At 45.2% G+C, this 210-nt stretch carries 1 protein-coding gene; it reads left to right on the forward strand.

Going from position 1 to position 210, the window contains the following annotated elements; genetic code table 11:
- Positions 1-210 (forward strand): TatD family hydrolase (locus LI126_RS15560; RefSeq protein WP_227165793.1); only part of this gene is annotated, 210 nt, incomplete at both ends.

Raw genomic sequence — 210 nt, forward strand, 5'->3', positions numbered from 1 at the left:
TTGGCTGGCATCCAGAAGATGTTGTCTGCTTTAATGCAAAAGCAGAAGAACTGCTCTTAGAACAGCTGACGGATTCAGTCGTTGTGGGAATTGGTGAAATCGGTTTGGACTACTTTAACGATGAACATTCGCCGCATGACGTGCAGAAACAAGTCTTTGAGCGTCAGTTAGCGATTGCTAGGGACTTAAAGATGCCGGTTTCGATCCATT

This window comes from Mediterraneibacter sp. 210702-DFI.5.30 (assembly GCF_020560115.1).
In the GTDB taxonomy this organism is placed as follows: domain Bacteria; phylum Bacillota; class Clostridia; order Lachnospirales; family Lachnospiraceae; genus Mediterraneibacter; species Mediterraneibacter faecis.